The sequence below is a fragment of the Streptomyces sp. T12 genome (genome assembly GCF_028736035.1).
Classification (GTDB): Bacteria; Actinomycetota; Actinomycetes; order Streptomycetales; family Streptomycetaceae; genus Streptomyces.
In genome coordinates this window covers 1,555,901-1,581,676 of sequence record NZ_CP117866.1, presented here as the reverse complement: position 1 = coordinate 1,581,676, position 25,776 = coordinate 1,555,901, and the positions used below count along the sequence as shown (strand labels likewise).

Annotated in this window: 20 protein-coding genes and 2 pseudogenes; 16 read left to right on the top strand and 6 right to left on the bottom strand. The window is 70.1% G+C overall.

The features are described 5' to 3' along the window. Positions 1 to 1,086 (bottom strand): cation diffusion facilitator family transporter, encoded by a 1,086-nt coding sequence (locus PBV52_RS06900; protein ID WP_274237400.1) that lies wholly within the window; start codon positions 1,084 to 1,086, stop codon positions 1 to 3. Between the two features lie 61 nt (positions 1,087 to 1,147). On the opposite strand from PBV52_RS06900, the gene PBV52_RS06895 reads away from it, so the two are divergent. Beyond that, positions 1,148 to 1,507, top strand: coding sequence for a metalloregulator ArsR/SmtB family transcription factor (locus tag PBV52_RS06895; RefSeq protein ID WP_274237399.1), 360 nt, complete (start codon positions 1,148 to 1,150; stop codon positions 1,505 to 1,507). Positions 1,508 to 1,523: 16 nt separating this feature from the next. Here PBV52_RS06895 and PBV52_RS06890 read toward each other — a convergent pair whose 3' ends face one another. The 3 genes and pseudogenes from PBV52_RS06890 to PBV52_RS06880 form a co-directional block, all read right to left on the bottom strand. Continuing rightward, positions 1,524 to 2,747, bottom strand: a complete 1,224-nt coding sequence (locus PBV52_RS06890; RefSeq protein ID WP_274237398.1) for a 4-hydroxybenzoate 3-monooxygenase — start codon at positions 2,745 to 2,747, stop codon at positions 1,524 to 1,526. An 80-nt stretch (positions 2,748 to 2,827) separates the two neighbouring features. Continuing rightward, on the bottom strand, positions 2,828 to 3,235 hold the full coding sequence (locus PBV52_RS06885; RefSeq protein WP_274237396.1) for a CoA-binding protein: 408 nt from the start codon (positions 3,233 to 3,235) through the stop codon (positions 2,828 to 2,830). 81 nt (positions 3,236 to 3,316) lie between these two features. Next, a pseudogene (locus PBV52_RS06880) lies at positions 3,317 to 3,775 on the bottom strand (MarR family winged helix-turn-helix transcriptional regulator). Between the two features lie 199 nt (positions 3,776 to 3,974). Here PBV52_RS06880 and PBV52_RS06875 point away from each other — a divergent pair. The 9 genes and pseudogenes from PBV52_RS06875 to PBV52_RS06835 all read left to right on the top strand — a co-directional run. Next, positions 3,975 to 5,207, top strand: a pseudogene (locus PBV52_RS06875) (amylo-alpha-1,6-glucosidase); the annotation flags it as partial. Between the two features lie 116 nt (positions 5,208 to 5,323). Further along, complete coding sequence (locus tag PBV52_RS06870; protein WP_274237394.1) at positions 5,324 to 7,618, top strand: FdhF/YdeP family oxidoreductase; 2,295 nt, start codon at positions 5,324 to 5,326, stop codon at positions 7,616 to 7,618. Beyond that, positions 7,615 to 8,703: a chorismate-binding protein gene (locus PBV52_RS06865; RefSeq protein ID WP_274237393.1), complete on the top strand. Its 1,089-nt coding sequence runs from the start codon at positions 7,615 to 7,617 to the stop codon at positions 8,701 to 8,703. The genes PBV52_RS06870 and PBV52_RS06865 overlap by 4 nt, the downstream gene beginning before the upstream one ends. A gap of 300 nt (positions 8,704 to 9,003) precedes the next feature. After that, positions 9,004 to 10,761: a BCCT family transporter gene (locus PBV52_RS06860; protein ID WP_274237392.1), complete on the top strand. Its 1,758-nt coding sequence runs from the start codon at positions 9,004 to 9,006 to the stop codon at positions 10,759 to 10,761. A gap of 222 nt (positions 10,762 to 10,983) precedes the next feature. Then, complete coding sequence (locus tag PBV52_RS06855; protein WP_274237391.1) at positions 10,984 to 12,069, top strand: S-(hydroxymethyl)mycothiol dehydrogenase; 1,086 nt, start codon at positions 10,984 to 10,986, stop codon at positions 12,067 to 12,069. Beyond that, the gene (locus PBV52_RS06850) at positions 12,069 to 12,698 is read left to right on the top strand and encodes an MBL fold metallo-hydrolase (protein WP_274237390.1); all 630 of its coding nucleotides are present in this window, start codon (positions 12,069 to 12,071) and stop codon (positions 12,696 to 12,698) included. Before PBV52_RS06855 ends, PBV52_RS06850 begins: the two co-directional genes overlap by 1 nt. A 215-nt stretch (positions 12,699 to 12,913) precedes the next feature. Then, complete coding sequence (locus PBV52_RS06845; RefSeq protein WP_274237389.1) at positions 12,914 to 13,276, top strand: bifunctional 3-phenylpropionate/cinnamic acid dioxygenase ferredoxin subunit; 363 nt, start codon at positions 12,914 to 12,916, stop codon at positions 13,274 to 13,276. Beyond that, the gene (locus tag PBV52_RS06840; RefSeq protein ID WP_274237388.1) at positions 13,273 to 14,436 is read left to right on the top strand and encodes an NAD(P)/FAD-dependent oxidoreductase; all 1,164 of its coding nucleotides are present in this window, start codon (positions 13,273 to 13,275) and stop codon (positions 14,434 to 14,436) included. Before PBV52_RS06845 ends, PBV52_RS06840 begins: the two co-directional genes overlap by 4 nt. Positions 14,437 to 14,584: 148 nt before the next feature. After that, positions 14,585 to 15,715, top strand: coding sequence for an aromatic ring-hydroxylating dioxygenase subunit alpha (locus PBV52_RS06835; protein ID WP_274237386.1), 1,131 nt, complete (start codon positions 14,585 to 14,587; stop codon positions 15,713 to 15,715). A gap of 1 nt (position 15,716) precedes the next feature. On the opposite strand, the gene PBV52_RS06830 is transcribed toward PBV52_RS06835, so the two are convergent. Continuing rightward, on the bottom strand, positions 15,717 to 16,463 hold the full coding sequence (locus PBV52_RS06830; protein WP_274237385.1) for an IclR family transcriptional regulator: 747 nt from the start codon (positions 16,461 to 16,463) through the stop codon (positions 15,717 to 15,719). Between the two features lie 201 nt (positions 16,464 to 16,664). Between PBV52_RS06830 and betA the strand changes: the two genes are divergently transcribed. From betA to PBV52_RS06815, 3 genes are read left to right on the top strand one after another with little or no spacing between them, the layout of a single operon-like run. Further along, on the top strand, positions 16,665 to 18,335 hold the full coding sequence (gene betA, locus PBV52_RS06825) for a choline dehydrogenase (protein WP_274237384.1): 1,671 nt from the start codon (positions 16,665 to 16,667) through the stop codon (positions 18,333 to 18,335). 3 nt (positions 18,336 to 18,338) lie between these two features. Continuing rightward, positions 18,339 to 19,175 carry a 5,10-methylenetetrahydrofolate reductase gene (locus PBV52_RS06820; protein ID WP_274237383.1) on the top strand — a complete coding sequence of 279 codons (837 nt, stop codon included), beginning with the start codon at positions 18,339 to 18,341 and terminating at the stop codon, positions 19,173 to 19,175. Positions 19,176 to 19,187: 12 nt separating this feature from the next. Continuing rightward, positions 19,188 to 20,030 carry an alpha/beta fold hydrolase gene (locus tag PBV52_RS06815; protein WP_274237382.1) on the top strand — a complete coding sequence of 281 codons (843 nt, stop codon included), beginning with the start codon at positions 19,188 to 19,190 and terminating at the stop codon, positions 20,028 to 20,030. A 76-nt stretch (positions 20,031 to 20,106) separates the two neighbouring features. Here the strand turns inward: PBV52_RS06815 and purU are convergent, their stop codons facing one another. Continuing rightward, positions 20,107 to 20,979: a formyltetrahydrofolate deformylase gene (purU, locus tag PBV52_RS06810; RefSeq protein ID WP_274237381.1), complete on the bottom strand. Its 873-nt coding sequence runs from the start codon at positions 20,977 to 20,979 to the stop codon at positions 20,107 to 20,109. Between the two features lie 218 nt (positions 20,980 to 21,197). On the opposite strand from purU, the gene PBV52_RS06805 reads away from it, so the two are divergent. The 3 genes from PBV52_RS06805 to PBV52_RS06795 are packed head-to-tail and all read left to right on the top strand — an operon-like array spanning position 21,198 to position 25,773. After that, on the top strand, positions 21,198 to 22,667 hold the full coding sequence (locus PBV52_RS06805; protein ID WP_274237380.1) for an aldehyde dehydrogenase family protein: 1,470 nt from the start codon (positions 21,198 to 21,200) through the stop codon (positions 22,665 to 22,667). A gap of 20 nt (positions 22,668 to 22,687) precedes the next feature. Continuing rightward, positions 22,688 to 23,773, top strand: a complete 1,086-nt coding sequence (locus tag PBV52_RS06800) for a glycine betaine/L-proline ABC transporter ATP-binding protein (protein ID WP_274237379.1) — start codon at positions 22,688 to 22,690, stop codon at positions 23,771 to 23,773. Next, positions 23,773 to 25,773, top strand: coding sequence for a proline/glycine betaine ABC transporter permease (locus PBV52_RS06795; protein WP_274237378.1), 2,001 nt, complete (start codon positions 23,773 to 23,775; stop codon positions 25,771 to 25,773). Before PBV52_RS06800 ends, PBV52_RS06795 begins: the two co-directional genes overlap by 1 nt. Positions 25,774 to 25,776 lie beyond the last annotated feature (3 nt).

Sequence of the window (25,776 nt, the reverse complement as noted above, 5' to 3'; positions counted from 1 at the left end):
TCAGGCCGCGGTGTGGTGCGCGAGGGCGAGATGCGGATCCGCCTCGCCCGGCACCGGTGCCGGGTCGGCGTGCACCAGGGCCGCGGTGAGCCGGGGCACGGCGTGCAGCAGGGCGTGTTCGGCGTCGACGGCGATGGCGTGCGCCTGCCGTACCGTTGCCTCCCCGTCCACGACGACCGCCACCTCGGCGCGCAGCCGGTGCCCGATCCAGCGCAACCGCAGCTCGCCCACCTCGCGCACGCCCGCGACCTCCCGCAGCGCCTGCTCGGCCCGGTCCACCAGCGCCGGGTCCACGGCGTCCATCACCCGCCGGAACACCTCGCGCGCCGCGTCCCGCAGCACCAGCACGATCGCGGCCGTGATCGCCAACCCCACGATCGGGTCCGCGAGTTGCCACCCCAGCGCCGCGCCACCCGCGCTCAACAGGACGGCCAGTGAGGTGAATCCGTCGGTGCGGGCATGCAGTCCGTCCGCGACGAGCGCGGCCGAGCCGATCGCGCGGCCGACCCGGATCCGGTAGCGGGCCACCCACTCGTTGCCCGCGAACCCGACGAGCGCGGCCACGGCGACGGCCGGTATCTGTGCCATGGGGCGCGGATCGAGGAGGCGGTCGACGGCCGTCCACGCCGCGAAGGCCGCGGACGCGGCGATCGTCAGCACGATGGCGATGCCCGCGAGGTCCTCGGCCCGCCCGTAGCCGTAGGTGAAGCGACGCGTCGCCGCGCGCCGGCCCAGTACGAAGGCGATCCCGAGCGGTACGGCGGTCAGCGCGTCCGCGGTGTTGTGCACCGTGTCGCCGAGCAGCGCCACCGAACCGGAGGCGACCACCACGACCGCCTGAGCCAGCGCCGTCACGCCGAGCACGGCCAGCGAGACCCACAGCGCGCGCATGCCGCGGGCCGAGGACCCCAGGGCGGAGTCGAGCTTGTCCGCGGTCTCGTGGGAGTGGGGTTTGAGGAGGTGGGCGATGCGGTGGCGGAGGCCGGTGGGGGAGTGCGGGTGCGGATGGGGGTGGGGGTCGGGGTTGGGATGGTCGTGGGCGTGACGGTGCCCGTGCCCGTGCTGGTGCTCGTGCCGGTCGCTCACGGTGGTCCCCTTCCGGTGCGCGGGAGTGGACGTCTGCCGCCCACGACGCCATTATGTGCGTATGAGCGCACGCATGCACCTTTCATCTGCGCACGATGCGCACCCGCGCACCCCGGGCGAGGAACAGTTCGCGCTCGCCGCCGAACTCCTCGCCCTGCTCGGCGACCGCACCCGGCTCACGCTGCTGCATGCCCTCACGGCGGGAGAGGCCGACGTCACGACGCTCACGGAGGCGTGCGGCGCGGCCCGGCCCGCGGTCAGCCAGCATCTGGCCCGACTGCGCCTCGCGGGCCTGGTGACCACCCGCAAGGAGGGCCGCCGGGTGGTCTACTCCCTCCGCGACGGCCATCTGCGCCGCCTCGTCGACGAGGCGATGAACGTGGCGGACCATCGACTCAGCGACCGGCCGCTGCACGACTGACGGCAGACGTGGTCGGTCAGTAGTCGGCGTTCTTGCCCAGGTACTGCTCCGCGAACGCCCTGGCCGCCGTCGAGGAGCCGAAGATGCGGCGGAGACGGGCCAGGGTGGTGCCCGCGCGGTAGGGATCGCCCGACGACGTGCCGTGGTAGACCTCGGAGAGCCAGTGGGAGAACTCCTGGTAGTCCCACACCCGGCCGAGACATGCCTCGGAGTAGCCGTCCAGGCCGGTGCCGTCGCCCTTCGTGAGGTGGGCGACGAGGCCGTCGCCGAGCAGTAAGGCGTCGTGCAGGGCGAGGTTCATGCCCTTGGCGGCGATGGGGGCGGTCAGATGGGCGGCGTCGCCGGCCAGGAAGAGGCGGCCGAACACCATGGGCTCGACCACGTAGTTGTGCATGTCGAGGACGCGCTTCTCGATCAGCCGGCCCTCCGTCAGCGGCGGCGCGCCGTTCGCCCCGAGCCGCTGCTGCAGCTCCGTCCAGACCCTGTCGTGCGACCAGTTCTCCGGGTCGTCGCCGGGCGGGCACTCGAGGTAGTAGCGGGTCACCTCGGCGCTGCGCGGCATGTGCCCGGCGAACCCGTTCGGATGCATGCCGAACAGGACACAGTCGGAGGACGGCGGCGCCTCGGCGAGCAGCGCCAGCCAGCCGATGCCGTAGTCACTGCGGGAGATGTGGGCCCGGTCGGCCGGCAGCGCGGCGCGCGTCACCCCGCGCGCCCCGTCGCAACCCGCCACGAAGTCACAGTGCACGACCTCCCGTCGACCCGTCTGCGGGCAGGTGTACGACACCGAGGGGCGGTCGGTGTCGAGGTCGTGCAGCTCCACGTCCCGCACGCCGAAGCGTATGGCGCCGCCACGCACGTCCGCGTACTCGCGCACCAGGTCCGTCACCAGCAACTGCTGGGGGTAGACCCAGTGATGAACCCCGGTGAGCTCCGCGTACTCGAACCGGTAGCGCTCCCCGGCGAACCGGAACTCGCACTCGGTGTGCCGCTGCGCCCGCTCCAGCAGGGTGTCCGCGAGGCCCCGCTGCTGGAGTCCGCGTACGGCCCACTCCTCGAGGACCCCGGCCCGCGGCCGCTGCTCGATGAACGGTCGTGTCTCGATCTCCAGGACCAGACAGTCGACGGACGCCGCCCGCAGGATGTTGCCGAGGGTGAGGCCGGCCGGTCCGGCGCCGACGATGACGACCGGGAAGCGTTGCGGGGCACCGGAGTTGGTGTGGGGGGAGGGGGAAGTCACCCGAGCATTATGGGGCGGCTGACGTGGGGAAGGGAGGGCTCCGGGGTGGCGCGGTGCGGCGGCGGCATATCGCCCTCCGGCTAGCCCAGGCGCGGGATCTCGATCGCGGGGCAGCGGTCCATGACCATGTCGAGGCCGGCGGTGCGGGTGCGGTCGTAGGCGGCCTCGTCGATGACGCCGAGCTGGAACCAGACGGCCTTGGCGCCGATGGCCGCGGCTTCGTCGGCGACGGCCCCGGCGAGGTCGCTGTTGACGAACACGTCGACGACATCGACTTCGAAGGGGATCGCTTCCAGTGAGGGATATCCCTGCTCCCCGTGGACCGTCTCCGCCTTCGGGTGCACGGGCACGATGCGCTTTCCGAAGCGCTGGAGGACGTCGGCGACCCCGTATGCCGCACGCCGCTCGTTCGTCGACAGGCCCACGACGGCCCAGGTGTCACCGAGCTCGGTGAGGATCTTGCGGACTGTCGCCGGGTCGCCGTACACGCTGGGCCTCCTTGGGGTTCGTGCCGGGGCTGCCGTTCCCGACAACAGCGGGCCGGGTGCCGTGATTCCCGCCGGAACGCCTCAGGGCAGGCGGGGCAGTTCGTCCCGGGCCGAGTGGCTGAGGATGCGCAGGTTCTGGACGAACCGCTCGCGGTCCTCGGGCGGCAGAGGCGCCAGGAAGTAGCGGCGGTGTTCTCCACGCGCAGCCGGGACGCGCGCACGGTGGTCTCCTCACCCGACGGGGTCAGGCGCACCAGCCGGCCGCGCGGTCGCCGGGATCCTCGGTGCGCCCGACCAGTCCGGCCGCCTCCATGCGCTCCACCAGGCGTGTCACGCCGTCCGTGGTCAGCGCCTGCTCCTGGGCGATGGCCCGCATCGACCCCCGGTTCACCGGTCCGCCCGAGGATCAGCAGCACCTCGAACATGAGATGGCTGATGCCCCTCCCGCTCCAGGGCCCGGCCCAGGATGTACTCCAGCCTGTTCGCTGCTCCCTGCAACCGCCCGAAGGCCAGCACCAGCGCGTTGGTCGCCGCCTCCATCGGTGAGCCGATCTCCGCCTGCCGCCTGCGGCGTTCACCTCATCGCGCCTCCCGCGGGTAGGGCGCGACCGTGATCCGGTCGATCAGCGGTGCGTGGTGGGAGCGGAGCAGTACGCCGGGGGTGGAAGCTGTGCGGGAAGCCGACTCGCCGTGTCCCGCCGCCGTTGACGGTGAACGCCGCCGTGTTGTCGTTGCCCGGGTCGCCGTCGACGCGGACGGTTCCTGGGAGATCGCGGTCGAGGAGACTGACACCGCCCGCCCTACGCGGCGGCGGCCGGCTTCGGCAAGATCGTCGAGGCTGCGCGGCACGCCTTCGCGGACTTCGTCGACACCGTGGCCCCCCGGCGCCCGTCCGCCATTCCGGCCGCCGAACTCGCCGCGTACGTCGTGTGGTCCGCGACCTTACGTCCTGCCTAGCTGGTCACCCGGTCCGCCGTCCTCATGTCCAAGCACTGGATGGACAAGGTCTGGAGCTGGGACCACTGCTTCAACGCCCTGGCGCTGGCCCCCGGTTGCCCCGAACTGGCCTGGGACCAGTACCACCTGCCCTTCGACCACCAGGACGAGACCGGGGCGCTGCCCGACTCGGTCACCCACTGCGAGGTCCTGCGCAACTTCGTCAAACCGCCCGTCCACGGCTGGGCGTTCGGTCATCTGCGCCGTCGCCTGACCACACCGCCGGGCCGGGCGGAACTGGCCGCGACGTACGACAGGCTGGAGCGCTGGACGGACTTCTGGCTCACCGCACGGCGCGTCCCCGGCGCCGCGCTGCCCCACTACCAGCACGGCAACGACAGCGGCTGGGACAACGCGACCACCTTCGATCCCGAACGCGTCGTCGTCACCGCGGACCTGGCCGCCTTCCTCGTCCTCCAGCTACACGAACTCGCCGATCTGGCAACACGGTTGGGCAGACCGGATGACGCCGACCGGTGGTCGCGGACCGCCGAGGAGACCCAGGCCGCGATGCTCGACCAGCTCTGGACCGGTGACCGGTTCGTCGCCCGGGGCGTCGACAGCGGCGACACCTGGCACAGCGCCGGCCTCCTCGACCTGATGCCCATCGTGCTGGGCGAGCGGTTGCCGGACGAGATCAGCGGCCTGCCGGCCGCCCGTATCGAGGCACACCTGACCCCCGTACAGACTGGCCACCGAACTGACCACCTCGCCGCACTACCTCTCCGACGGCTACTGGCGCGGCCCCATCTGGGCACCCGTCACGGTCCTTGTCGAGGACGGCCTGCGCCGCGCCGGACACCACCGGCCGGCGGACAACATCATCGCCCGCTTCCGCGGCCTGTGCGAGGCCCACGGCTTCGCCGAGAACTTCGACGCCCTGACCGGAACGGGCCTGCGCGACCGCGCCTACACCTGGACCGCCGCGAGCTACCTGCTTCTCGCCGAGGCACACGCGAGGCGCTGCGGGTCTTGACAGGGGGTCGGTGGTCGGGCTTCCCTAAGCGTGTTGCGTATCACGGTACAGTTTACTAATGCGCAACCGACGATGGCATGGCTCTGGTTCCTCTACATCGCGGAGTAGCGCTACAGATGACTCGCAAGCCACCTGCTGAAGACCCCGGCGACGCCCGACTGCGGGTCGGCCCCCCGAAGGAGTACGCCGCCGGCCTCCCCGCGGTCACCTCCTCGCTGCGCCACGCCGGCGAGCAGATGGGGGCCCGGCGCAGCCTGCTCACTCTGCTCCGGGTCAATCAGAAGGAGGGCTTCGACTGTCCGGGCTGCGCCTGGCCCGAGCCCGACCACCGGCACAAAGCGGAGTTCTGCGAGAACGGCGCCAAGGCCGTCGCCGAGGAGGCCACCGTACGCCGGGTGACCCCGGACTTCTTCGCCGAGCACACCCTGGAGGACCTGCTTCCACGCAGCGACTACTGGCTCGGGCAGCAGGGACGCCTCACCCACCCCATGTACCGCCCGGCCGGCGCCGACCGCTACCGGCCGATCTCCTGGGACGACGCGTTCGCCGTGATCGCCCGCGAGCTCAACGCGCTCGACCCCCCGGACCAGGCCGCCTTCTACACCTCCGGACGAGCGAGCAACGAGGCCGCGTTCCTCTATCAGCTCTTCGTCCGCGCCTTCGGCACCAACAACCTGCCGGACTGCTCCAACATGTGCCACGAGTCCAGCGGCTCGGCCCTGGTGGAGACCATCGGCATCGGCAAGGGCAGCGTCAGCCTGGAGGACCTCTACGAGGCCGATCTCATCCTCGTCGTCGGCCAGAACCCCGGCACCAACCACCCCCGGATGCTCTCCGCGCTGGAGAGGGCCAAGCAGCAGGGTGCCCGCGTCATCGCGGTGAACCCGCTGCCCGAGGCGGGGCTGCTCCGGTTCAAGAACCCCCAGAAGCCCTCCGGCGTCGTCGGCGGCGGAACCAGGCTGGCGGACCAGTTCCTCCAGATCAGGCTGGGCGGGGACCAGGCACTCTTCCAGGCGTTCAACCGCATGCTGCTGGAGGCGGAGGACGAGGCACCCGGCACCCTGGACACCTCCTTCATCGAGCGGTACACGCATGGCTTCGAGGAGTTCGCCGAGCACGCCCGCAAGGCGTCGTGGGACGAGATCCTTGAGGCCACCGGACTGCCCGAGGAGGAGATCCGGGAGGCGTTCCGCCAGGTGCTGGCCGCCGAGAAGATCGTCGTCTGCTGGGCGATGGGACTCACCCAGCACAGGCACTCCGTGCCCACCATCCGCGACGTCGTCAACTTCCTTCTGCTGCGCGGCAACATCGGCCGCCCCGGAGCCGGCCTCTGCCCGGTGCGCGGCCACTCCAACGTGCAGGGCGACCGCACGATGGGCATCTACGAGAAGCCGGACGCCGCCTTCCTGGACCGGCTCGGCGCCGAGTTCGCCTTCACACCCCCGCGCCACCACGGCCACGACGCCGTCGACAGCATCCGTGCCATGCGCGACGGCGACGTACGGGTCTTCGTCGCGCTGGGCGGCAACTTCGTCGCCGCGGCCCCCGACACCGACCTGACCGAGCAGGCGCTGCGCAGGTGCCGGCTCACCGTGCAGATCTCCACCAAGCTCAACCGCTCGCATGTCATCGCCGGGGAGCAGGCCCTCATCCTGCCGTGCCTGGGCCGCACCGAGGTCGACCTGCGGCCGGGCGGGCCCCAGCTGGTCACGGTCGAGGACTCCATGGGGATGGTGCACCTGTCGCGAGGGCGGCTCACGCCCGCGTCCGAGCACCTGCTCAGCGAGGTCGCGATCATCTGCCGGACGGCACGGGCCACCCTCGGCGAAGCCGAACCGCAGGTGCCGTGGGAGGAGTTCGAGTCGGACTACGACCGCATCCGTGACCGCGTCGAACGCGTCATCCCCGGCTTCGAGGACTTCAACACCCGGGTACGCCGGCCGGGCGGCTTCGCCCTGCCCCACCCGCCCCGCGACGAGCGCCGGTTCACCACCGCCACCGGCCTGGCCAACTTCACCGCCAACCCGCTGGAGAGCCCCAAGGTCCCGCCGGGCCGGCTGCTGCTCCAGACGCTGCGCTCCCACGATCAGTACAACACCACCGTCTACGGCCTCGACGACCGTTACCGCGGCATCCACCAGGGCCGCCGCGTCCTCTTCCTGCACCCCGACGACCTCGCCGAACGAGGGCTGGCCGACGGGGACATGGTCGACATCGTCAGCGAGTACGGCGACGGCGTGGAGCGCAGGGCGCCCTCCTTCCGGACCGTGTCCTACCCGACGCCCCGAGGCTGCTGCGCCGCCTACTTCCCCGAGACCAACGTCCTCGTACCCCTGGACTCCACGGCGGCCATCAGCAACACCCCCACGTCGAAGTCCGTCGTCGTCCGGCTGGAACCGGCGCCCGCGTGAGTGGAACCCCGTACGACCTCGCCCCGCTTGCCCGCTTCGGCGATCTCCTCGCCACCGATCTCCGGGACGTGACCAGCGATCCCGCGGCCCTGGACTCCACCGGTTTCTGGGCCGTGGTCGCCGACTTCGAGGGGCGCCTGGTGTGCGCGCGCTTCGGGGACGTACGCCGTGTGCCCGTGCCCGTGCCCGCCGCCCGGCCCGGGGCGTGGCGCGGACCGGACCCGGACGCCTGGACGTCCTCCCTGGACCGGGCCGCCTACACCGCCGGGGTCCGGCGCATCCGGGAGCACATCGCGGCCGGCGAGGTGTACCAGGCGAACCTGTGCCGGGTCCTGTCCGCGCCGCTGCCCGACCCGGAGCACGCGGACGTCGACGCCCTCACCGCCTTGCTGGCCCGGGGCAACCCGGCGCCGTACGCCGGCACGGTGCGCCTCCCCGCGCACGGTGTGGAGATCGCCACGGCCTCGCCCGAGCTCTACCTGCGCCGTGCCGGCCGCATGGTGGAGTCCGGCCCCATCAAGGGCACCGGCCGCACCGCAGCGGACCTCCTCGACAAGGACCACGCCGAGAACGTCATGATCGTCGACCTGGTCCGCAACGACCTGGGACGCGTCTGCGCCACCGGCTCCGTGACCGTCCCCGAGCTGTGCGCCGTCGAGGCACACCCCGGCCTGGTGCACCTGGTGTCCACCGTGCGCGGCGAACTGGCCGAACACGCCGGATGGCCGGAGCTGCTCGCCGGGACCTTCCCGCCCGGGTCCGTCACGGGCGCCCCCAAGACCAGCGCGCTGCGCATCATCGCGGCGTTGGAGACCGCGCCCCGCGGCCCGTACTGCGGTGGTGTCGGCTGGGTCGACGCCGACCGCGGCGCGGCTCAACTCGCCGTCGGTATCCGCACGTTCTGGATCGACCGCACCGCTCCCGGCGGTCCGTCACTGTGCTTCGGGACCGGGGCAGGGATCACCTGGGGTTCCGCCCCCGAGCGCGAGTGGGCCGAGACCCGGCTGAAGGCGCGGCGGTTGCTGACGGTGGCGTCGGGTGCGTACCGCCGCGGTCCCCGGACGTCCTCGCACGCGGGCCGCTGACGGTTCTTCCGCCGTGAGTCCCGTCGTGCTGCCGTTCGCGGTGACCGGTCGGTTGCGGTAGGGCAACTCCGCACGTCCGACCCCTTGACAGCCCTACCCAGGGCCCAGATGGTTGTTGCCCATAGTGAATGACGATGCATTATTCGCAACGACGCACGTAGGCGGCCGCTCCGCCTCCCCTTCTCTCGTCGATCTCCCATCCGCACCGGCGTCTTGGTCGGTCAGGCGGAATCACCGACGAGTTCCTCTGTCGTCGTCCGCGACAAAGACTCCACTGCCGTCTGTGGAAAGGACGAGCTGATGAACAACACCCGCGAAAGGGACGGGAGTCGAAGCCATCCCGTCGACGCGGATCTGCCGGGCAGCCCCCCGACATCCGCCGGCCCCCGGACCGACCTGGTCGTCTTCGGTGTCGCCGCAGCCCTCACCCTCGCCTTCGTCGTGTGGGGAGCCACCGCGACCGACACGCTGGAGAGCGTGTCCGGGAAGCTCCTTGACGGGACCATCCGCAACGGCGGCTGGGCCTTCGTCCTCGCCGCCTCGGGCTTCGTGGTCTTCGCCCTGTGGCTGGCGATGAGCCGTTACGGCCGGATCACCCTCGGCAAGGAGGGTGAGCAGCCCGAGTTCCGCACGGTCTCGTGGATAGCCATGATGTTCAGCGCGGGCATGGGCATCGGCCTGATGTTCTACGGCGTGAGCGAACCGCTGTCGCACTTCGTCACGCCACCGCCGGGCACCGACCCCGCGGATGCCAACGAGGCCATGGAGACCGCCATGGCCACCACCCTCTTCCACTGGACGCTCCACCCGTGGGCGATGTACGCGGTCGTGGGCCTGGCCATCGCCTACAGCACCTTCCGGCGCGGCCGCCGGCAGCTGATCAGCGCCGTGTTCACCCCGCTGATCGGTGAGCGCCGGGCCAACGGCTGGGGCGGCCGGGTCATCGACATCCTCGCCATCTTCGCCACCCTCTTCGGCTCCGCGGCCTCCCTGGGGCTCGGCGCCCTCCAGATCGGCAGCGGCTTCACCGGACTGGGCTGGCTGGGATCCGTCGGTACCGGCCTGCTGGTCGTCGTGATCGCGGTGCTGACCGTGGCGTTCGTCGCCTCGGCGGTGTCCGGGATCGAGAAGGGCATCCAGTGGCTGTCCAACATCAACATGGTGCTGGCGGTGACCCTGGCGGTCTTCGTGTTCCTCGTCGGACCGACCATCTTCATCCTCGACCTGCTGCCCACCTCCATCGGCGCCTTCCTCGGCGACCTGACCCAGATGGCCGGGCGTACCGAGGCGTCGAGCGGTGAGGGCGTCGCCGACTGGCTGGCCGGCTGGACGGTCTTCTACTGGGCCTGGTGGATCTCCTGGACGCCCTTCGTCGGCATGTTCATCGCGCGCATCAGCCGTGGCCGGACCATCCGGCAGTTCGTGGGCGGCGTCATCCTGGTGCCCAGCACCGTCAGCCTGCTGTGGTTCGCCATCTTCGGCGGCTCGGCGATGCACCTCCAGGACGAGAAGAAGCTCAGCGACGCCTCGACCGCCCAGGGGCAGCTCTTCGACGTGCTCCAGCAGTACCCGATCGCCACGGTGACGAGCGTGGTGGTGATGATCCTCGTCGGCATCTTCTTCGTCTCCGGCGCCGACGCCGCCTCCATCGTGATGGGCACGCTCTCGCAGCGCGGATCCCTGGAACCGACCCGGGGTGTCGTCATCTTCTGGGGCGTGCTGACCGGAGCGGTCGCCGCGATCATGCTGCTCATCGGCGGCGGCAAGGGCGACGCGCTCACCGGCCTCCAGAACCTCACCATTCTCGCGGCGGCCCCCTTCACCTTGGTGATGGTCGGCCTGTGTATCGCGCTCACCCGCGATCTGCGCCAGGACCCGCTCATCATCCGCGGGCTCAAGGGCAAGGAGGCCATCGAAACGGCCGTCATGGCCGGCGACGAGAAGTACGACGGCGACTTCGAGATCCGCATCGGTCCCTGTACGTCCACCGACGGCGCCGAGTCCGCGCCGTCGGAGCAGTCCGCACAACCCACGGAGTCAACCTCCTCCGCTCACTGAGAGCGGCGTGACCCGCGCCCGGCGGGGTCGTGACACCGACATGGTCGGCCACGGCCCCGCCGGGCGTTCGTGCTGCTCCGACCGCGATCCCGCCCGGCCGACGGAACCTCGTCGCGCTGCTTGACCCCCGGTCGGCACTCAACGATGCTGTGTTGCGACACGTGAGATGTGTGCCGTAATGAGCAACATCTGATTCAAGTCTCGACCAGCCGAGGAGTGGCCATGACGCACCAGGTCCGTGCTGTCGTCGCGCGGGGCAAGGGCGCCCCCGTCAGCCTGGAAACGATCATCGTGCCTGACCCGGGCCCGGGTGAGGCGCTGGTGAAGATCGAGGCATGCGGGGTCTGCCACACCGATCTGCACTATCGCGAGGGCGGCATCAACGACGACTTCCCCTTCCTGTTGGGCCATGAGGCCGCGGGTGTCGTGGAGTCGGTGGGGGAGGGGGTCACCGACGTCGCGCCGGGCGACTTCGTGATCCTCAACTGGCGTGCGGTGTGCGGTCAGTGCCGTGCCTGCCGGCGGGGGGAGTCGTGGTACTGCTTCAACACCCACAACGCCAAGCAGAAGATGACCTTGCTCGACGGCACCGAGTTGTCGCCGGCGCTCGGCATCGGTGCCTTCGCGGAGAAGACGCTGGTCGCGGCCGGGCAGTGCACCAAGGTCGACCCGACCGCGTCGGCGGCCGCCGCCGGTCTGCTGGGGTGCGGCGTGATGGCGGGCATCGGCGCGGCCATCAACACCGGCAAGGTCGGCCGGGGCGACTCGGTCGCCGTCATCGGCTGCGGCGGTGTCGGGGCCGCGGCGGTCGCCGGGGCGAACCTGGCGGGCGCGGCGAAGGTCATCGCGGTCGACATCGACGACCGCAAGCTGGAGACCGCCGAGAAGCTGGGTGCGACCCACACCGTCAACTCCAAGTCCGTCGACGCGGTGGAGGCGATCCGGGAGCTGACCGGCGGCCACGGCGCCGACGTCGTCATCGAGGCGGTCGGCCGCCCGGAGACGTACAAGCAGGCGTTCTACGCCCGTGACCTCGCCGGCACGGTCGTCCTGGTCGGCGTGCCCACCCCGGAGATGAAGCTGGAACTGCCGCTGCTGGACGTCTTCGGCCGCGGCGGCTCCCTGAAGTCCTCCTGGTACGGCGACTGCCTGCCGAGCCGCGACTTCCCGATGCTCATCGACCTCTATCTCCAGGGCCGGCTCGACCTGGACGCATTCGTCACGGAGACCATCTCGCTGGACGAGGTGGAGAAGGCGTTCGAGCGGATGCACCACGGTGACGTGCTGCGCTCTGTGGTGGTCCTCTGATGGCCGCCCGCATCGAGCACCTCGTCACCTCGGGGACGTTCTCGCTGGACGGCGGCACCTGGGACGTCGACAACAACGTGTGGATCGTCGGCGACGACCACGAGGCGATCGTCATCGACGCCGCGCACGACGCCGACGCCATCGCCGCGGCCGTCGGCGACCGGCGCCTCATCGCGATCGTGTGCACCCACGCGCACAACGACCACATCGACGCCGCGCCCGAACTCGCGGCGCGCACCGGCGCCCCGGTCCTTCTCCACCCGGACGACCTGCCGCTGTGGAAGCAGACCCACCCCGACCGGGCGCCGGACGCCGAACTGACCGACGGCCAGGGCATCTCGGTGGCCGGTGTCGAGCTGACCGTGCTGCACACACCGGGTCACGCCCCCGGGGCGGTCTGCCTGCACGCCCCGGCCCTCGCGGCGCTCTTCAGCGGCGACACGCTGTTCGCCGGCGGGCCAGGGGCGACGGGACGGTCGTACAGCCACTTCCCGACCATCGTCGAGTCGATCCGGGACCGGCTGCTGACGCTGCCTGCAGAGACCGTCGTGCACACCGGACACGGGGACACGACCAGCATCGCCGCGGAGGCCCCGCACCTCCAGGAGTGGATCGACCGCGGCTTCTGACGCCTCCCGGCGACCCCTCAAGCGCCCGCCCTCGGCTCGCGGCCCCCGCGAGCCGATATGGCGGGCTGCTGTTGTTCTATGTGAGTCGAGTTTTTCATGACGCAACGAAATCGACGGCCCAGAGTGCCCTCTGAATGCCTTGACAAGGGTTCAGGGCGACCTCAGACTGATGTTGCGCTTACCGCAATCCGTTTCGTTATACGCACCGAGGTGTCATGATGATTCCCGCGTGCCGTCTTGAGGATCTCCCTCAAGGCGAGGCCCACCGGCTCAACATCGATCCGCCGGTATCGGTGTTCCACACCGACGACGGCGAACTCTTCGCCATCGACGACACCTGCACCCACCAGGACGCGTCGCTCGCCGACGGCTGGCTGGAGGGCTGCGAGGTGGAATGCCCGCTGCATGCTTCCAAGTTCGACCTGAGGACCGGCGCTGTCGATGCCCCGCCGGCCAAGCTCCCGGTCCGGACGCACGAGGTCGTCGTCGAGGACGGCATGATCTACGTCCGTCTGTCCACCGACGCGCCCAACCTGCCGCCCTGCATCTCGGCCCGGCTCGCCGGGGGTCCCGCGTGAGGACGGTTGCCGTGGTCGGCGCCTCGCTGGCCGGACTGTCGGCGGTGCGCTCACTGCGCAAGCGGGGCTACGACGGCCGGCTGGTCGTCGTCGGGGACGAGCTCCACCGCCCGTACGACAGGCCCCCGCTGTCCAAGGAGTTCCTGGCCGGCACCGTCGGCGAGGCCGAACTCGCCCTGGAGACCGACGACGAGGACCTCCGGGCGGAGTGGCTCCTCGGCGTCCGCGCCACCGGGCTCGACCACGCGGCCCGCACCCTGCGGCTTTCCGGCGGGCGGGAGGTGCAGGCCGACGGCGTCGTCATCGCGACGGGTGCCGCGGCACGCACGCTGCCCGGCTCCGAGGGCCTGGCCGGAGTGCACACGCTGCGCACCCTGGACGACGCCCGCGCCCTGCGGGACGAACTGTCCCGCGGCGGACGGCTGGTGGTGATCGGCGGAGGCTTCATCGGGGCCGAGGTCGCCTCCACCGCGTACGCCCTCGGGCTCGACGTGACCGTCGTCGAGGCCGCCCCGACACCGCTCGCCGGAGCGCTCGGCGAGACCATGGGCGCCATCGTCTCCGCCCTGCACACCGACCACGGTGTGCGGCTGGAGTGCGGTGTCGGCGTCAAGGGGCTGAGCGGGGAGGCCCGCGTCGACGCCGTCCTGCTGGAGGACGGCCGCGGCATCCCCGCCGACATCGTCGTCGTGGGTGTGGGCGCACGCCCGAACGTCGAGTGGCTGGAAGCCTCCGGCATCGCTCTCGACAACGGCGTCAAGTGCGGCGCCGACGGCCGCACCAGCCTGGCCGGCGTGGTCGCGGTCGGTGACTGCGCCAACTGGTACGACCCGCGCGCGGGCTTCCATCGCCGCGTCGAGCACTGGACCGGCGCGCGGGAACGGCCCGACGCCGCGATCGCCGCACTGCTGGCGGGCGGTGCGGTGGAACCGGGCGTGCCCCGGCCGCCGTACTTCTGGTCCGACCAGTACGGCGTGAAGATCCAGTTCGCCGGTCACGCGGCCGGCGCGGACAGCGTCACCATCGAGGCCGGCGCCGCGGACGACCGCGACGTCCTGGCCGTCTACCGGCGGGCCGGGGACCCGGTCGCCGTGCTCGGGATGAACCAGCCGCGGCTGTTCACGCGCTGGCGCAAGCAGCTCGCCGCCACCGCATCCTGACGCCGCCCGCATCTTGACACCGCCCCAGCGGCATCCCATGCTGCGGTTGCACATAGCACGCAGCGTTGCTCCATACACAACGCCGTCCGGAGTCGCTCTTCCCGGCGCGTGAATGACCCCTCCACGACGTTCTCCCGAGGAGTGCACCGTGACCTCGACCAGTCTGCCGGACAGCCTGATCGCCACTCTCCCCGGCTCCTCCTACACGGACCCGGAGTTCTTCGCCCAGGAGCAGGAACACATATTCGAGACCATGTGGTTCTGCGTCGCGCGGGCCTCCGAGCTGGCCAAGCCCGGCGCGTTCCGCACCGTCGACGTGGGCCGCGAGAGCATCCTCGTCACCCGGGCGAGGGACAACAGCATCCGCGCGTACTTCAATGTGTGCCGGCACCGCGGAGCCAAGCTCTGCACCGAGGAGACCGGCGAGGTCAAGCGCGCCTTCCAGTGCCCGTACCACGCCTGGACGTACGACCTGAACGGCAAGCTCGTCGCGGCGCCCAACCTCACCAAGATGCCCGACGTGGGCCGTACCGAGTACGGCCTGGTGAGCGTGGCCGTGCGCGAATGGCTCGGCTATGTCTGGGTCTGCCTCGCGGAGAACCCGCCCTCCTTCGAGGAGGACGTCATCGGTGAGATCGTCGCCCGTCTCGGCGACGTCGAGTCGATCGAGCGCTACGACATCGACAACCTCTCCGTCGGCAAGCGGATCACGTACGACGTGAAGTCCAACTGGAAGCTCATCATCGAGAACTTCATGGAGTGCTACCACTGCGCCACGATCCACCCCGAACTCACCGAGGTGCTCCCGGAGTTCGCGGATGGTTACGCCGCCCAGTACTACGTGGGCCACGGCGCGGAGTTCGGCGACGAGGTCCAGGGCTTCACCGTCGACGGCTCGGAGGGTCTGGACCGCATTCCCGGGGTCGCCGACGACCAGGACCGCCGCTACTACGCGATCACCGTCAAGCCCCAGGTGTTCATCAATCTCGTGCCCGACCATGTGATCTTCCACCGGATGTACCCGGTGTCCGTGGACCGCACGATCGTCGAGTGCGACTGGCTGTACCTCCCGCACGTCGTCGAGAGCGGCAAGGACGTCAGCCGGTCCGTGGAACTCTTCCACCGGGTCAACCAGCAGGACTTCGACGCCTGCGAGCGTACGCAGCCCGGAATGAGCTCCCGGCTGTATGCCAAGGGTGGCGTGCTGGTGCCCAGCGAGCACCACATCGGCGCGTTCCACGACTGGGTGAACGAGCGCCTGGGCATCTCTCAGGCGTGACTCAGCCCAGGTAGCCCATCCGGTGGCTGATCTCCTCGGCGCCCTTGAGCAGGATCGGGGAGAGCTCGTGCAGGCGCTCCTCGGTCAGGCGGTACCCGGGGCCGGAGGCGCTCAGTGCCGCGATGACGTCGCCGTCCCGGTTGCGGACCGGGGCGGCCATGGCGTGCAGTCCGACCTCCAGTTCCTCCAGGGTGATCGAGTAGCCCCGCTCCCGCGCCTCGGTGAGGTTCTTCTCAAGCTTCGTCTTGGCGGTGATGGTGCGCGGGGTGACCTTTTTCATGCCGGCCGAGGACAGCAGCGCGGCGCGCTCCTTGGTGGGGAGATGCGCCAGCAGGATCTTGCCGCTGGAGGTGGCATGCAGGGGAGTCAGCTGCCCGACCCAGTTGTGCGCGGTGATGGCTCCCGGGCCGCGCACCTGGTACAGGTTGATCGCGTAGTGCTCCTGCATGACGGCGATGTTGACCGTCTCGCCGAGTTCCTCCGCGAGGCGTTCGCAGATCGGTCGGCCCTGCTGGGTGATGTCGATACGGCCCGTGACCGCGCCGGCCAGGCGCACGATGCCGAAGCCGAGCCGGTACTTGCCGCGCTCGCCGGCCTGTTCCACCAGACCGCGCGCCTCCAGCGCGCCGAGCAGCCGGAAGGCGGTCGACTTGTGCACCTCGATCTCGCCCGCCACCTCGCTCACGCCCGCCTCGCCGCGCTGCGCGAGAATCTCCAGGACGCTGATGGCGCGGTCTACCGACTGCACGCCGCCGGCATGTGAATTGGACGTTTCTGTGTCTGGGCTGTAGTTGCTCACAGTGAAACTATACGCGTAGTAAACAACGTCACTGCAAGTAACGCCGTCGAAATCAAGATCTTGAAGTTGCGCTCTTCGCAACCTGGTGCGTATGACGCGACCGGGTCTAGCATGCCTCGCATATCTACGGCGCGAGCGAGACGAGGCACCATGGCTCCTGTGCAGTACGACTTCGTCATCGTCGGTGGCGGTTCGGCCGGCAGTGCGCTGGCGAACAGGCTCTCCGCGGACCCGGCCAACCGGGTACTGGTCCTGGAGGCGGGCCGGTCGGACTTTCCGTGGGATGTCTTCATCCATATGCCCGCGGCGCTGACCTACCCCATCGGCAGTCGGTTCTACGACTGGAAGTACGAGTCCGAGCCCGAGCCCCACATGGGCGGCCGGCGCGTCTACCACGCGCGCGGCAAGGTGCTGGGCGGCTCCAGCAGTATCAACGGCATGATCTTCCAGCGCGGCAACCCCATGGACTACGAGCGCTGGGCCGCCGATGCGGGCATGGAGACCTGGGACTACGCGCACTGTCTGCCGTACTTCCGGCGTATGGAGAACTGTCTGGCGGCCGACCCGGACGACGAGTTCCGCGGCCACGACGGCCCCCTCGTCCTCGAACGCGGCCCGGCGTCCAACCCCCTCTTCGGTGCCTTCCTCAAAGCCACGGAGGAAGCGGGATACGCGCCCACGGACGACGTCAACGGCTACCGGCAGGAAGGTTTCGCCAAGTTCGACCGGAATGTCCATCGCGGACGGCGGCTCTCGGCGTCGAAGGCGTACCTCAAGCCCGTGATGCAGCGGCCGAACCTCACCGTCAGGACCCGTGCCCTCGTCACCCGCGTCCTGTTCGAAGGCAAGCGCGCCGTGGGTGTCGAATACCAGCGCGGCCGGGGAGCGCTTCAGCAGGTCCGCGCCAAAGAGGTCATCCTGTGCGGCGGTGCCATCAACTCCCCGCAGCTGCTTCAGCTCTCGGGCGTCGGCAACGCCGAGGAACTGCGGGCGCTGGGCATCGACGTCGTGCACGACCTCCCCGGCGTCGGCGAGAACATGCAGGACCACCTGGAGGTGTACATCCAGTACGCCTGCAAGCAGCCCGTGTCCATGCAGCCGTACCTGGCGAAGTGGCGGGCCCCCTTCATCGGCCTCCAGTGGCTGTTCCGGAAGGGTCCGGCCGCGACCAACCACTTCGAGGCCGGCGGCTTCGCCCGCAGCAACGAGGACGTGGACTACCCCAACCTGATGTTCCACTTCCTGCCCATCGCGGTCCGCTACGACGGCTCCGTGCCCGCCGGCGGCCACGGCTACCAGGTGCACGTGGGGCCCATGTACTCCGACGCCATCGGCTCGGTGAAGATCAAGAGCAAGGACCCGCGCGAGCATCCGGCGCTGCGCTTCAACTACCTCTCCACCGAGCAGGACCGCCGCGAATGGGTCGAGGCGATCCGGGTGGCCCGGGGGCTCCTCAACCAGCCCGCGCTCGCCCCCTACAACGACGGGGAGGTCTCGCCCGGACCGTCCGTCGAGACCGACGAGGAGATCCTCGCCTGGGTCGCCAAGGACGGCGAGACCGCTCTGCACCCGTCCTGCACCTGCAAGATGGGCACCGACGAGATGTCCGTCGTCGACCCCACCAGCATGCGGGTGCACGGCGTGGAGGGCCTGCGCGTCGTCGACGCGTCGGTGATGCCGTACGTCACCAACGGCAACATCTACGCCCCGGTGATGATGGTCGCGGAGAAGGCCGCCGACCTGATCCTCGGCAAGGAGCCGCTGGCGCCGTCGAAAGCCGCGTACTACCGCCACCGTGACGTCCAGAAGCAGGCGGAGTAGGAGTTGGGCGCCGCAGGGCTCCGGGCGCTGCTGAACAGCGTTCGCTACGAAGTGCTGCCCGCGAAGGCGACCGAGGACAAGGTCCTCGCCCATGTACCGCGCGACGTCGTCGTCACCGTGACGGCGTCGCCGGTCAAGGGCCTGGAGCCGACCCTCGACCTCGCCGGCCGGCTCGCGGCACACGGCTACCGGGTCGTCCCGCACGTGCCGGCGCGACTGCTGCGGGACGACGTACACCTGAAGGAGGTCACGGGCCGGCTCCGCGAGGCCGGCGTGGACGACGTCTTCGTCCCGGCCGGTGACTCCGACCCGCCGGCCGGGGTCTACGACGGGGCCCTGCCGGTGCTGCGCAGGCTGAGCGAGCTGGGCAGACCCTTCGCCCGCGTCGGCGTCACCGGCTACCCCGAGAGCCATCCGCTCATCCACGACGACATCACCGTCCAGGCGATGTGGGACAAGCGCGAGCACGCCACGTACATCGTGAGCAACCTGTGCTTCGACCCGCGGGTGCTGGGGGAGTGGCTCGTTCGTATACGACGTCGGGACGTCGCCCTGCCGGTCCATGTGGGTGTCGCCGGTCCCGTGCAGCGGGCGAAACTGCTGGCGATGGCAACGAAGATCGGGGTGGGGGAGTCGACGCGCTTCCTGACGAAGCACGCCTCGTGGTTCGTGCGTTTCGCGGCCCCAGGCGGGTATGCACCCGAGCGGCTGCTGTCCCGCGCGGAGGAGGCTCTCACCGCGCCCTCCGCGGGGGTGGCCGGCCTGCATCTGTTCACGTTCAACCAGATCGCCGAAACGGAGCGGTGGCGCCGCGCGCTGCTGGACCGGTTGGGCGGCTGAACCGGGAGAAGGATGACAACGGACACCGACTGGCAGCTGACCCGAACCTTCCCCAGCGCATCGGGTGGCGTCCGCTGGGACCGGCTGGGTCAGCCCGGCCGGCCGCCGGTCGTCCTGCTGCACGGCACGCCCTTCTCGTCGTACGTCTGGCGTGCCGTGGCCCGTTCGCTCGCCCGTGACCATCAGGTGTTCGTATGGGACATGCCCGGCTACGGAACCTCCGAGAAGGCGGCGGGGCAGGATGTGTCCCTGGCCGCCCAGGGCCAGGTCTTCACCGAACTCCTGAGCCACTGGGACCTGATGGAACCCCTCGTGATCGCCCACGACTTCGGCGGCGCCGTCGCCCTGCGGGCCCATCTGCTGCACGGCGCCCGCTACCGGGCTCTCGCCCTGGTGGATCCGGTCGCGCTGGCGCCGTGGGGGTCCCCGTTCTTCCGGCTCGTCGGCGAGCACGCCGATGTGTTCGAGCGGTTGCCGCCCGCGCTGCACGGCGCCCTGGTGCGCGAGTACGTCGGTTCCGCCAGCAGCCCCGGCCTGCATCCCGCGGTCCTCGACCGGCTCATCGAGCCCTGGCTGGACGGCCCCGGCCAAGCGGCCTTCTACCGGCAGATCGCCCAGGCCGACCAACGCTTCACCGACGAGATCCAGGGCCGGTACGGCGAAATCGGCATCCCCACGCTCGTCTGCTGGGGCGAGGACGACACCTGGATCCCGGTGGCGAAGGGGCGTGAGCTCGCCGCTCTCGTCCCCGGCGCGCGCTTCGAACCGATCAGCGGTGCCGGCCACCTCGTCCAGGAGGACGCCCCTGCGGAACTCACGGCCGCGCTCATCGCCTTCCTCCAGCAGTCGCCGTGACGGGAGGCGGCGCGTCCGGCGTCGTATACGACAAGGGTGGGACCGGAATCCGGTCCCGCCCCACTGTGGCCCCCGCTCAGCGGAAGACCACCGTGCGGTTGCCGTCCACCATCACGCGGCTCTCGCTGTGCCACTTCACCGCGTGCGCGAGCACCTGCGCCTCGACGTCCCGCCCGACCGTGACCAGGTCGCCGGGGTCGAGCGAGTGGTCCACCCGGATCACGTCCTGCTCGATGATCTGCCCCTCGTCCAGGTCCGGCGTCACATAGTGCGCCGTCGCGCCGACGAGCTTCACACCTCGGGTGTAGGCCTGGTCGTAGGGGCGTGCGCCCTTGAAACTGGGGAGGAAGGAGTGGTGGATGTTGATGGCGCGGCCCTCCAGCTGCTTGCACAGGTCGTCGGAGAGGACCTGCATGTAGCGGGCCAGCACCACCAGGTCGACGTCCAGCTCACGCACGAGCTCCAGCAGCCGCGCCTCGGCCTCGGGCTTGGTGTCCTTGGTCACCGGGACGTGGTGGAAGGGGACGCCGTACGTCTCCGCGAGCTTCTCGAAGTCCCGGTGGTTGGAGACGATCGCCGGGATCTCGATGTTGAGCGCGCCGGTGCGCCGACGGAACAGCAGGTCGTTCAGGCAGTGGCCGAACTTCGACACCATGATCAGTGTCCGGGTCGGCGTGGCCGCTTCGTTCAGGGCCCAGGAGATGCCGTACGCCTGGGCCACGGGGCCGAACCGGTAACGCAGATTTTCCACCTTGACGTTCGGATCGGAAACGTCGAAGTGGACCCGCATGAAGAAACGACCCTGAAGTCGGTCGTCGAACTGCTGGCTTTCCAGGATGTTGCCGGAGTTCCTGACGAGAAAGCCGCTCACGGCGTGGACCAGTCCCGCGCTGTCGGGACAGGAGAGGGTGAGGACGTACTCACGGCCAGGTTGCGGGCGAGGGGACATGTGCGGCCTCCGTCGGTGCGTATTGCACAACAAGGTGAGCGATACGCAACATGGTCGGCTCGGTGTCGCCTGTGGTCAAGGGCAGGCAAGTAAAGGTGTGCATGGTGAAATCGTCATCAGCCAACCTCTTGACGCCGGTCTGTCCATTCGCCACTGTGTTCCACCACAAGCAATACGGTGCACGATGCGCAACGCATTTCCATTGAAAGGCTCGTCGCGTGGCAGACCTGTATGTGGATGGCGAATGGCGGGATCCGGTCGCCGGTGGGCACCGGGACATCCGATGTCCCGCTGACGGCACGCTCGCGGCGACCGTATCGGAGGCGACGCGCCCCGACACCGAGGCGGCGATCTCCGCGGCCCGCCGCGCCTTCGACGCGGGGCACTGGCCGGACATGCCCGAGCGCGAGCGCGGCGCGCTGCTGCTGCGCACCGCCGACATCATCGAGCGCGACGCCAAGGCGTTCGCCCGCGCCGAGTCACTGGACACCGGCAAGCGGCTGGTGGAGAGCGAGTACGACATCGCCGACGTCGTCTCCTGCTTCCGCTACTACGGCGGCCTCGCGGGCACCGACGCCGGCCGCGTGATCGACACCGGCCGCGACGACGCCGTGAGCCGCGTCGTCTACGAGCCGGTAGGTGTGTGCGGGCTCATCACCCCCTGGAACTACCCTCTGCTGCAGGCCAGTTGGAAGGTCGCCCCGGCGCTGCTCGCCGGCAACACGATCGTCCTCAAGCCCAGCGAGCTCACCCCCTCCAGCTCGATCCTGCTGGTGAAGGCGCTGGAGGAGGCCGGGCTCCCCGCCGGCGTCGCCAACCTCGTCCTCGGCACCGGTCCCGAGGTGGGCGCACCGCTCTCCGAGGACCCGGCCGTGGACATGGTCTCCTTCACCGGGGGCCTGGAGACCGGCAAGCGGATCATGGCCACCGCCGCCGCGACCGTGAAGAAGGTCGCACTGGAGCTCGGCGGCAAGAACCCCAATGTCGTCTTCGCCGACGCCGACTTCGAGACGGCCGTCGACTTCGCCCTCACGGCGGTGTTCCTGCACTCGGGGCAGGTCTGCTCGGCCGGGGCGCGGCTGATCGTCGAGGACTCCCTGCACGACCGGTTCGTCGACGAGGTCGTCCGCCGGGCCCGGCGGATCCGGCTCGGCGGCCCCTTCGACGCCGACGCCGAGACCGGAGCGCTGATCTCCGCACAGCACCTGGCGAAGGTCGAGGCGTACGTGGCCGCGGGGATCGCCGAGGGCGCCGTACTGCGCTGCGGCGGTGCACGGCCGGACGATCCCGCGCTGGCCGACGGTCACTACTATCCGCCGACCGTGCTCGACGAGTGCACACAGGACATGCGTGTGGTGCACGAGGAGTCCTTCGGACCCGTGCTGACCATCGAGCGCTTCACCGACGAGGACGATGCCGTCCGCATCGCCAACGACACCGAGTACGGACTCGCCGGAGCCGTCTGGACGCAGAACGCGGGCAGGGCCCAGCGGGTCGCCCGGCGGCTGCGCCACGGCACGGTGTGGATCAACGACTACCACCCCTATGTGCCGCAAGCGGAATGGGGTGGCTTCGGGCACTCGGGCGTGGGCCGGGAGCTGGGACCGACCGGCCTGAACGAGTACCGAGAGCCCAAACACATCTGGCAGAACATCCATCCCCGGCCGCAGCGCTGGTTCAGCGGCTGAACGCCGAAAGAAGGTCGAACGTGACCACACAGACCGAGGTGCCGCAGCGGCGCGGCACGCCCCAGGACTCGGGCTCCACCCCGGTCATCTCCGTGCGCAGGCTGTGGAAGGTGTTCGGGCCGAAGGCCGACCAGGTGCCGGACTCCGAGGAGCTGTGCGGCCTCACCCGCCGTGAGCTCATGGACCGCACCGGATGCACCGCCGCCGTACGAGACGTCCACTTCGACGTCTCGCCCGGCGAGGTCTTCGTCGTGATGGGCCTGTCCGGCTCCGGCAAGTCCACGCTGGTGCGATGTCTGACCCGGCTGATAGAACCCACCGCCGGTGAGGTCGTCTTCGAGGGCGAGGACATCCGCCAGGCAGACCACAAACGCCTGCGCGACCTGCGCCGCCGCAAGTTCTCCATGGTCTTCCAGCACTTCGGTCTGCTGCCCCACCGCCGCGTCGTGGAGAACGTGGCGTTCGGTCTGGAGATCCGGGGCATGGGCAGGGCCGAGCGCACCAAGCGGGCCCAGGAGGTCGTCGAGCTGGTCGGCCTCGCGGGGTACGAGAACTCCTACCCCGACCAGCTGTCCGGCGGAATGCAGCAGCGTGTGGGCCTCGCCCGGGCGCTGGCCGGCGACCCGGACGTGCTCTTCTTCGACGAGCCGTTCTCGGCGCTCGACCCGCTGATCCGCCGTGACATGCAGAACGAGGTCATCCGCCTGCACCACGAGGTCGGCAAGACGATGGTGTTCATCACCCACGACCTCTCCGAGGCCCTCAAGCTGGGCGACCGCATCCTGATCATGCGGGACGGCAAGATGGTCCAGTGCGGCACCGGCGACGAGCTCGTCGGCGCCCCGGCGGACGACTACGTCCGCGAGTTCGTCAAGGACGTGCCGCGCGGCGACGTGCTCACCCTGCGCTGGATCATGCGCCCGCCGGCCGACGGCGACGCCCTGGACGGTCCCGAGCTCGGCCCGGACGTCGTGGTGAAGGAGGCCACCCGGGCGGTGCTCGCGGCCGACAAGCCGGTCAAGGTCGTCGAGAACGGCAAGCTGCTCGGCATCGTCGGCGACGAGGAGATCCTCGCGGTGGTCGCCGGGCAGGAAGGCGGCGCGTGATGACCGTCGCCGTGGAGAAACCCGACAAGACGCAGCCGGCCGAGCCGGCCGCGCCCGTCAAAGGGGTACGCAAGGTCAGCCGGTCCATGGTGGTGGCGGCGATCCTCGCCGTCTGGCTGGTGTTGTTCCTGGCCCTGCGCGGTAAGCAGACCCTCGCCCTGGGGGCGGCGGACCTGACCGATCTGCACCGGTGGTTCAACGACGTCAACGACTCGATCGGCGCGAACCGCAACTCCAACCCGCTCTTCCTGTACTTCTTCAACGAGATCCGCCTGGTCATCGACTCCCTGGTGACCTTCGTCCAGGAGCTGATCTCACAGCCGTCCGTCGACCGGCCCGTCCCGCAGATCGGCTGGCTCGGTGTCGTCGGCATCGCCGGCTACGCCTCCTGGGCCCTGGGCAACTGGCGGGTCGCGCTGCTGACCGTGGCCGGCTTCACCTTCCTGGGCCTGCAGGGCCTGTGGCAGGAGAGTATGGACACCCTGGCGCTCACCGTCTCCGCGGTCTTCGTGGCGCTGCTGTTCGCGATCCCGCTGGGTGTGTGGGCGGGGCTGTCCGACCGGTTCAACCGGATCATGACGCCTTTCCTGGACTTCATGCAGACGATGCCGACCTTCGTCTATCTGGCCCCGCTGACGCTGTTCTTCCAGATCGGCCCGGCCTCCGCCACCATCGCCACGCTGATCTACGCTGCGCCGCCCTCGATCCGCATCACCGCGCACGCCATCCGCTCGGTCCCGAAGACCACGGTCGAGGCGGCCGACTCGCTCGGCGCCACACGAAGGCAGTCCCTGACGAAGGTACTGCTGCCGATGTCGAAGCGGACCGTGGTGATGGGCGTCAACCAGACCATCATGGCCGCCCTGGCCATGGTGACCATCGCCGCCCTGATCGACGCGCCCGGCCTCGGCAAGACCGTCGTCCAGGCCCTCCAGTCGCTCGACGTCGGCACGGCCTTCAACGCGGGTCTGGCCATCGTCGTCATGGCGATCGTGCTGGACCGGGTCACCACCGCGGCGGCCGGACGGGAGGAGACGGCACGGCGTTCGAAGAACCGTTTCCTGACCTGGCGGCGTCCCCTGCTGGGCGCGGGCGCGGTCGGCACGGTGGTGCTGATCTACCTGTCGCACACCTACATGTGGGCGGCGGAGTTCCCCGGCGAGGGCGGCACGGGCACCGCCATCCGCAGCACGGCCGACACCGTGACCACCTGGGCGCAGGACAACCTGTCGGGCCTCACCAACGCCTTCCGCGACGCCATCACCAACGGGCTGCTCAACCCGTTCCAGACGGTGCTCACCGACTCCCCGTGGTGGCTCGTCGGCGCGGTCCTGATCGCGCTCGGCGTCGTCCTCGGCGGCTGGCGGGCCGGCATCACCACGGCGGTGTGCGTGGGTCTGCTGGTCGGCACCGGGGTGTGGTCGGACAGCATGACGACGCTGGCGTCGACCGTCGTCGCCACGGTGCTCGTGATGCTGCTCGGCATCGCCTTCGGCGTGTGGATGGGGCGCAACGCCCTCGTCGACCGGCTGGTCAGGCCCAGCCTGGACGCGGCCCAGGTCATGCCGCCGTTCGTCTATCTCGTGCCGTTCCTCGCGCTGTTCGGTGCGACCCGCTTCACGGCGATCGTCGCCGCCGTCGTCTACGCCGCGCCCGTCGCCATGAAGATCATCGCGGACGGGGTGCGGAACGTGCCCGCGACCACCGTGGAAGCGGCCACCTCCGCCGGGTGCAACACCTGGCAGATCATCACCAAGGTCCAGCTGCCGATGGCACGCAGCGCCCTGACCCTCGCGACCAACCAGGGCCTGATCTACGTGCTGTCGATGGTTGTGGTGGGCGGCCTGGTAGGCGCGGGCGCCCTCGGCTACGACGTCGTGGCCGGCTTCTCTCAGGGGCAGCTGTACGGGAAGGGGCTTGCCGCGGGGCTCGCCATCGTCCTTCTCGGAGTCATGTTCGACCGGATCACTCAGGCAGCGGCGCGGCGTACCAGCGCGTAAGGA

What these genes read in the sequence shown, in the direction of transcription:
- PBV52_RS06895 (WP_274237399.1), top strand. Translation starts at nt 1,148, where the DNA reads ATGAGCGCACGCATGCACCTTTCATCTGCGCACGATGCGCACCCGCGC.
- PBV52_RS06870 (WP_274237394.1), top strand. Translation starts at nt 5,324, where the DNA reads ATGACTCGCAAGCCACCTGCTGAAGACCCCGGCGACGCCCGACTGCGG.
- PBV52_RS06860 (WP_274237392.1), top strand. Translation starts at nt 9,004, where the DNA reads ATGAACAACACCCGCGAAAGGGACGGGAGTCGAAGCCATCCCGTCGAC.
- PBV52_RS06855 (WP_274237391.1), top strand. Translation starts at nt 10,984, where the DNA reads ATGACGCACCAGGTCCGTGCTGTCGTCGCGCGGGGCAAGGGCGCCCCC.
- PBV52_RS06850 (WP_274237390.1), top strand. Translation starts at nt 12,069, where the DNA reads ATGGCCGCCCGCATCGAGCACCTCGTCACCTCGGGGACGTTCTCGCTG.
- PBV52_RS06845 (WP_274237389.1), top strand. Translation starts at nt 12,914, where the DNA reads ATGATGATTCCCGCGTGCCGTCTTGAGGATCTCCCTCAAGGCGAGGCC.
- betA (WP_274237384.1), top strand. Translation starts at nt 16,665, where the DNA reads ATGGCTCCTGTGCAGTACGACTTCGTCATCGTCGGTGGCGGTTCGGCC.
- PBV52_RS06815 (WP_274237382.1), top strand. Translation starts at nt 19,188, where the DNA reads ATGACAACGGACACCGACTGGCAGCTGACCCGAACCTTCCCCAGCGCA.
- purU (WP_274237381.1), bottom strand. Translation starts at nt 20,979, where the DNA reads ATGTCCCCTCGCCCGCAACCTGGCCGTGAGTACGTCCTCACCCTCTCC.
- PBV52_RS06795 (WP_274237378.1), top strand. Translation starts at nt 23,773, where the DNA reads ATGACCGTCGCCGTGGAGAAACCCGACAAGACGCAGCCGGCCGAGCCG.